Below are 6,343 nucleotides of genomic sequence, written 5' to 3'. Positions count from 1 at the left end.
AACCGCGACATGAGGGCCTCGGCGCGGGGGGGGGGCGGGCCGCCCCCGGGGGGGCGCCCGGCCCCGCCGGGGGCGCCCCCAAACCCCACCGGCCCCGCCGGGCTAATCTCCCGCCCCCCCCCGCCCCCCCCTCTTCCGCGTCGGCTGTGACGTCAGCGCTTGTCGACGAACTTCCAGGCGGCCGGCAGCAGGCCCATGGCCAGGACGGCCTTGAGGGCGTCGCCGATCAGGAACGGGGTGAAGCCGCTCGCGACGGCGAGGGAGGTGGACATGTCGGCGGCGTAGGCCAGGTAGGGGACGCCGACGGCGTAGATGATGGCCTCGCCGAGCAGCATCGTCCCCGCCATGCGCAGTACGGAGCGGTCGGCGCCGCGGCGGGCCAGGGCGCCCACGACGGTGGAGGCGAGGATCATGCCGAGGATGTAGCCGAACGACACGGCGCCCGCGCCGGAAGTGCCGCTCGCGAACCACGGCACGCCGACGACGCCGGCGATCGCGTAGAGCGCGAGGGAGAGGAAGCCGCGGCCGGCGCCGAGGGACGTGCCGACGAGCAGGGCGGCGAAGGTCTGACCGGTCACCGGAACCGGGGAGCCGGGCACCGGGACGGAGATCTGGGCCGCCAGGCCGGTGAGCGCGGCACCTCCGACCACGAGGGCGACATCCCGCACGCGGGACGCGGGCAGGAGGTCGGCGAGGACCGCGCCCGGGCGGGCGGCGGCGGTGGCGGTGGCGGTGCTCATGGGGACTCCGCGGATGTCGGCACGTTGGGACACGGCGACGCTATCCCAGCGCGGTGGAGTCGATCACCGTCAGCGATCGACAAAGGGTGGAACGGGGAGTTGGTGGACTCCGGACAAATGATGCCGGTTACACCGGGTGCGGCGTGATGCCGATCACTGAGGTGGAGATGGATGGCTCACGTCATGAACCGTCAGCCGGGTTGTGGGTTCCCGCCAAAGGAATCCTAGTGCTCTGGTCGGATTCACCTTTCCTGCCCTACTCTTTCAGTCATGGTTGCCCAGGCCCTGAACTTCACGTCGCGTCGCTATGTCGACCTGCGGCGCCAGGGCACGTCCACCTGTCGCCGACCGGTCTGAGGCGCGGCCGCGGGCGCGCCTCGACTTCCCGAGACGTGTCGGCCCCCGTTCCCGAGGACGGTCAACCATGCCCCGTACCACGGCAGTCCTTCTCGACTCCCCCATCCCCCGAGCCGCCGACAGCGACCGGCGGCGGACCAGCGCCAGCGTCGTGCTGCGGTCCGTGCTGGAGCACGGTCCGGTGGCGCGCAGCACCATCGCCCGGCTGACCGGGCTGTCCCCCGCGTCCGTGACGGACTACTGCGCCCGGTTCGCCGAACTCGGGTTCATCCGTGAGGCCGCCGCACCCCGGCGGTCGAACGGGGTGGGCCGCCCGCATGTGCCCGTCGACCTGGACGACTCGCGGTTCTTGGTCGGCGGGGTGCACATCGCCGTGCCGTACACCACGGTCGCGCTGCTCGATCTGCGTGGACGGGTGGTGGCGCGCCGGGAGTTGAAGCACGAGCGCACGGATCCCGGGTGGGTGCTGGCGCACGCCGCGGACGGTCTCGCCGCGCTGCTCGCCGGGGCCCCGGACAGCCGGCCGCTGGGGATCGGGGTGGCCGCCGGCGGCTGGGTGGACCGCGACTTCGGGACGATCGTCGAGCACGGACTGCTGGGCTGGCGGGACGTGGCGGTGCGGGAGGTGCTCGGGGCGCGCACCGGGCTGCCCGTCCATGTCGACGGGCACGCGCGGGCGCTGGTCAACGGCGAGCGGCTGTTCGGGCGGGCGCGGGGCAGCGGGAGCGTACTGCACCTGTTCGTCGGCAACGTGGTCGACGCGGCGTTCGCCACCAACGACGCGGTGCACTACGGCCCCCGCTCCCAGGCGGGCACCATCGCCCATCTGCCCGTGCCGGGCGGCGTCGAGCCCTGCGACTGCGGACGGACGGGCTGCCTCCAGGTGGAGCTGAGCGAGCGGACGGTGTGCCGACGGGCCCGGGAGGCCGGGGTCGTCGACGGGGCGAACCCGATGCACGTGGTCGCCGCAGCTGCGGCCGGTGACCCGGCGGCCGCACGGCTGCTGGTGGAGCGGGCGCGGACGACCGGGCGCGCGGCCGGACTGCTGCTGGACGTGCTCAATCCGGAGACGGTCGTGGTGACCGAGATCGGAATCATTCACCGGGCGGACTGTCTGGACGCATTGCGGGAAGCCGCCGGAACGGACCGCGCGGCACATGTCCTCCCGACCAGTTTCCCGGACTCAGTACTGGCGGTGGCGGGCGGTTCGGTGGTTCTGGACGTGCTGTACCGGGATCCGCTGAACGCCGCACCCGAGGCTATTTAATTCAGAAACTCCGAATGTTGACAGGGATCACCGATGACCGGGAACATCCTGCTCATGAGCTGTCGCACCCTCTGTTGCTGACGCGTCGACGCGCCCGGAGCGCGTATCTCTCACGACGCGTCACGAACGCGTCCTTCCTTGTGTGAATTCCCTTTCCCCGGCTTCTTGAGCCCGGAATTCCGCCTGCCTTCCTGCCCTATGAACCCAAGGGGTCCTCCCATGCCTTCCGTGCCCGCTTCCGGCTTTGACCGCCGGCTCTTTCTCACCTCTTTGCTCGGCGCCACCGCCGCTGCCGCCGGCCTGAGCGGTTGCGCGGGCAGCAGCGCCGCCGCCGATTCCGAAGGTGCCTCCTCCGCCCCGCTGGCCGGCAAGGTCCCCTCGGGCACGAGCCTGAAGGTCGCCTCCTATCTGAACGCGCAGCAGCTGCAGTTCAGGCTGGCGAAACTGCCGGCGCTTCCGTTCACGGTGTCGAGCTGGGTGAACATCGGAGCCGGCCCGGATGTCATCAACGCCTTCCGGGCCAAGTCCCTGGACCTGGCCAACAACGCGGGCATCCCGCCGATACAGGCGCACTACCAGGGCTTCGACGCGAAGATCGTCGCGATCGGCATCACCCGCAAGCCCAACTACCTCTTCGCCACCAAGCCCGGCAGCGACATCCGCACGGTGGCGGACTTCAAGGGCAGGAAGCTCGCCTTCTCGCAGGGCCAGGCCCAGGGGGTCGTGCTCCTGCGGGCCCTGAAGAAGGCGGGTCTGAAGTACGACGACGTCAAGCTGGTCCCGTTGACCAGCAACCAGTTCCTCACGGCCCTGCAGTCCGGGCAGGTCGACATCGCCCCGCTCGCCAACAGCCAGGCCCCGGCCTATCTGAAGCAGTACGGATCGAAGGGCGCCCGGACCATCACCACCGACGTGGTCGACCTGCTCAACCTGCTGTGGGCGCCGCAGTCGGTGCTGAACGACCGCGCGAAGGCGGCCGCGATCGCCGCCTACATCCCGCAGTGGGCCAAGGGCCAGGTGTGGCAGTACGAGAACCCGGACGTCTGGAACCAGGAGTTCTACGTCAAGACCCAGAACCTGACCCTCGCGCAGGCCAGGTCGATCAGCGCGCTCGCCAACAAGCCCCTGTTCCCGCCGAGCTGGGACGAGGCGGTCAAGTGGGAGCAGGAGACCGCCGATCTGCTCGCGGAGGGCGGCTTCGTGAAGAAGTTCGACGTGTCCTCGCTCTTCGACCACCGTTTCGAGGGCATCGCCGCCAAGGCCGTACCGGCCCAGTACAGGAGGTGACGGCCGTGACCACCACCGTGAGCACCACGGCCGTCGTCCCCGCCGCGGACGAGACCCACCGGGTCCGCAGGCGGCGCCGCCTCTCCCCCGGCAAACGCCTGCCGGCCGCCCGGCTCGCCGGGCCCGCCCTCGTCGTCGCCCTGTGGGCCGCCGCCTCCGCCGCCGGGCAGCTCGACCCCGGTGCGGTCCCGGCGCCCTGGACGGTCCTGAGGACCGCGGGCCGGCTGTGGAGCGACGGCACCCTGCCCACCGACATCCTCACCTCGCTCGAACGGGCCGCGTACGGCTTCCTGATCGGCCTCACCGCCGGGGTCGTCCTCGCGCTGGCGTCCGGCCTCAGCCGGGTCGGGGAGGCATTGATCGACGGGACCGTGCAGCTCAACCGGGCGATCCCGACCCTGGGTCTGATCCCGTTGTTCATCCTCTGGCTGGGCATCGGCGAGACCTTCAAGATCGCCATCATCGCGATCGTCGTCTACGTCCCGATCTATCTGAACACGCATGCCGCGCTGTCCGGCATCGACAGCCGCTACGTCGAACTCGCCGAGGTCCAGGGACTGTCCAGGTTCCGGTTCGTCCGGCAGATCGTGATCCCCGGGGCGCTGCCCGGGTTCTTCGTGGGACTCCGGCTCGGAGTGACCGGTTCCTGGCTCGGCCTGGTGGTCCTGGAGCAGATCAACGCCACCAGCGGCCTCGGCTACATGATGTTCCAGGCCCAGAACTACGGCCAGACGGACGTGATCCTCGTCGGCCTGCTGATCTACGGCGTCTTCGGTCTGGTCTCCGACAGCGTGGTCCGTCTCGTCGAACGGAGGGTGCTGTCGTGGCGCCGCACACTGAACAGCTGACCCGGCCCGCCGTCCGGCTGCGGGGCCTGACCCGGTCCTTCGGGGACCGTACGGTCCTCGACGGCATCGACCTCGACCTGCCCGCCGGCCAGTTCACCGCCCTGCTCGGGCACAGCGGCTCCGGCAAGAGCACGCTGCTGCGGGCGGTGGCGGGGCTGGACCACGGTGTCCGGGGAAGCGGACGGCTCACCGCACCGGATCGGGTGTCCGTGGTCTTCCAGGACTCGCGGCTGCTGCCCTGGCGCCGGGTTCTGGACAACGTACTCCTCGGCCTGGACGGCGAGGACGCCGGGGAACGGGGCCGGGCCGCCCTCGAGGAGGTGGGCCTCAAGGGCCGCGAGCGGGCCTGGCCGGGCGAACTGTCCGGCGGTGAGGCACAGCGTGCCGCACTCGCCCGCTCACTGGTCCGTGAACCCGAACTCCTTCTGGCCGACGAGCCGTTCGGCGCCCTGGACGCGCTCACCCGGATCAGGATGCACAGCCTGCTGCGCGAGCTGTGGAAGCGCCACCGGCCCTCGGTGCTGCTCGTCACCCACGACGTGGACGAGGCGATCGTGCTCGCCGACCGGGTCCTCGTCCTCGACCGGGGCCGCATCGGACTCGACCTGACCATAGACCGCCCCCACCCGCGCTCCTACCGCGAGCCGGTGCTGGGTGAGTACCGCGAGCGGCTCCTCGCCGCCCTCGGTGTGACGGAGGACCACGCATGACCCGCAGGCTCCATCTCAACGCGTTCCTGATGAACACCGGGCACCACGAGGCGTCCTGGCGTCTTCCGGAGAGCGATCCGTACGCGCACGTCGACCTCGCGCACTACGTCCGGCTGGCCCGGACCGCCGAACGCGGCACCTTCGACTCACTGTTCCTGGCCGACGGGCCGCACCTGTGGGGCAGCGTCGCCCAGCGCCCGGCCGGCGCCCTGGAGCCGCTCACCCTGCTCACCGCGCTGGCGACGGCCACCGAGCACATCGGCCTGATCGGCACCGCCTCCACCTCCTACAACTCCCCCTACAACCTGGCCCGCAAGTTCGCCTCGCTCGACATCATCAGCGGTGGCCGGGCGGGCTGGAACATCGTCACCACCGCGGGTGCGGAGGCCGCCCGCAACTTCGGCCTGGACGCCGAGCCCGGGCACGCCGACCGGTACGCCAGGGCCGCCGAGTTCCTCGACGTGGCGCTCAAGCTCTGGGACAGCTGGGAGGACGACGCGATCGTCGCCGACAAGGCGTCCGGTGTGTGGGGCGACGACCGGAAGATCCATCCGCCCCGGCACCGGGGGACGTACTTCCGGGTCGAGGGCGCCCTCAACGTGCCGCGCTCGCCGCAGGGTTACCCGCTCCTCGTGCAGGCGGGGTCGAGCGAGGACGGCAAGGCCTTCGCGGCGAGGTACGCGGAGGCGGTGTTCACCGCCCAGCAGACCATCGAGGACGCGCGGGCCTTCTACGCCGACCTCAAGTCCCGTACGGCGGCGGCCGGCCGCGATCCCGGCCACATCAAGGTGCTGCCCGGCATCGTCCCGGTGATCGGCTCGACCGAGGCCGAGGCGCGGGCGGCCGAGCGGCTCCTGGAGGACCACATCGTGCACCGGCACGGGGTGGCCAACCTGGAGCGGCTGCTGCAGCTGAGCCCCGGCACGCTGGAGCTGGACGCCGAGCTGCCCGCCGAACTGCCCCCCGAGGACGCCGTCGAGGGCGCCAAGAGCCGCTACACGCTCGTCGTGGGTGACGCCCCAAGCCACCCGCGCACCCTGCCCCCGCGGGTATGGGGGGGCGGGCGGGGGGGCGGGGGTTTTTCGGTACACAATAACACTGGAGTATAGAAAAAAAAACCAGACACCCCCACAC

The 6,343-nt window shown here is 71.1% G+C and carries 6 protein-coding genes; 5 read left to right on the top strand and 1 reads right to left on the bottom strand.

The features are described 5' to 3' along the window. Positions 1–152: 152 nt before the first annotated feature. On the bottom strand, positions 153–740 hold the full coding sequence (locus tag ACFW2E_RS25645; protein ID WP_384469421.1) for a biotin transporter BioY: 588 nt from the start codon (positions 738–740) through the stop codon (positions 153–155). Positions 741–1,164: 424 nt separating this feature from the next. Between ACFW2E_RS25645 and ACFW2E_RS25640 the strand changes: the two genes are divergently transcribed. The 5 genes from ACFW2E_RS25640 (at position 1,165) to ACFW2E_RS25620 (ending at position 6,318) form a co-directional block, all read left to right on the top strand. Next, the gene (locus tag ACFW2E_RS25640; RefSeq protein WP_384469420.1) at positions 1,165–2,364 is read left to right on the top strand and encodes an ROK family protein; all 1,200 of its coding nucleotides are present in this window, start codon (positions 1,165–1,167) and stop codon (positions 2,362–2,364) included. A 219-nt stretch (positions 2,365–2,583) separates the two neighbouring features. Next, the gene (locus ACFW2E_RS25635) at positions 2,584–3,651 is read left to right on the top strand and encodes an ABC transporter substrate-binding protein (protein WP_384469419.1); all 1,068 of its coding nucleotides are present in this window, start codon (positions 2,584–2,586) and stop codon (positions 3,649–3,651) included. After that, positions 3,648–4,499, top strand: a complete 852-nt coding sequence (locus ACFW2E_RS25630) for an ABC transporter permease (RefSeq protein ID WP_384469418.1) — start codon at positions 3,648–3,650, stop codon at positions 4,497–4,499. Before ACFW2E_RS25635 ends, ACFW2E_RS25630 begins: the two co-directional genes overlap by 4 nt. Continuing rightward, positions 4,475–5,209: an ABC transporter ATP-binding protein gene (locus ACFW2E_RS25625; RefSeq protein WP_384469417.1), complete on the top strand. Its 735-nt coding sequence runs from the start codon at positions 4,475–4,477 to the stop codon at positions 5,207–5,209. The genes ACFW2E_RS25630 and ACFW2E_RS25625 overlap by 25 nt, the downstream gene beginning before the upstream one ends. After that, positions 5,206–6,318: an NtaA/DmoA family FMN-dependent monooxygenase gene (locus ACFW2E_RS25620; RefSeq protein WP_384469416.1), complete on the top strand. Its 1,113-nt coding sequence runs from the start codon at positions 5,206–5,208 to the stop codon at positions 6,316–6,318. The genes ACFW2E_RS25625 and ACFW2E_RS25620 overlap by 4 nt, the downstream gene beginning before the upstream one ends. Positions 6,319–6,343: the final 25 nt, after the last annotated feature.

The sequence above is a fragment of the Streptomyces sp. NPDC058964 genome (genome assembly GCF_042741275.1).
Taxonomy (GTDB): domain Bacteria; phylum Actinomycetota; class Actinomycetes; order Streptomycetales; family Streptomycetaceae; genus Streptomyces.
Note: the sequence above shows the minus strand (reverse complement) of the source record. Positions and strands in the feature narration are given on the sequence as shown.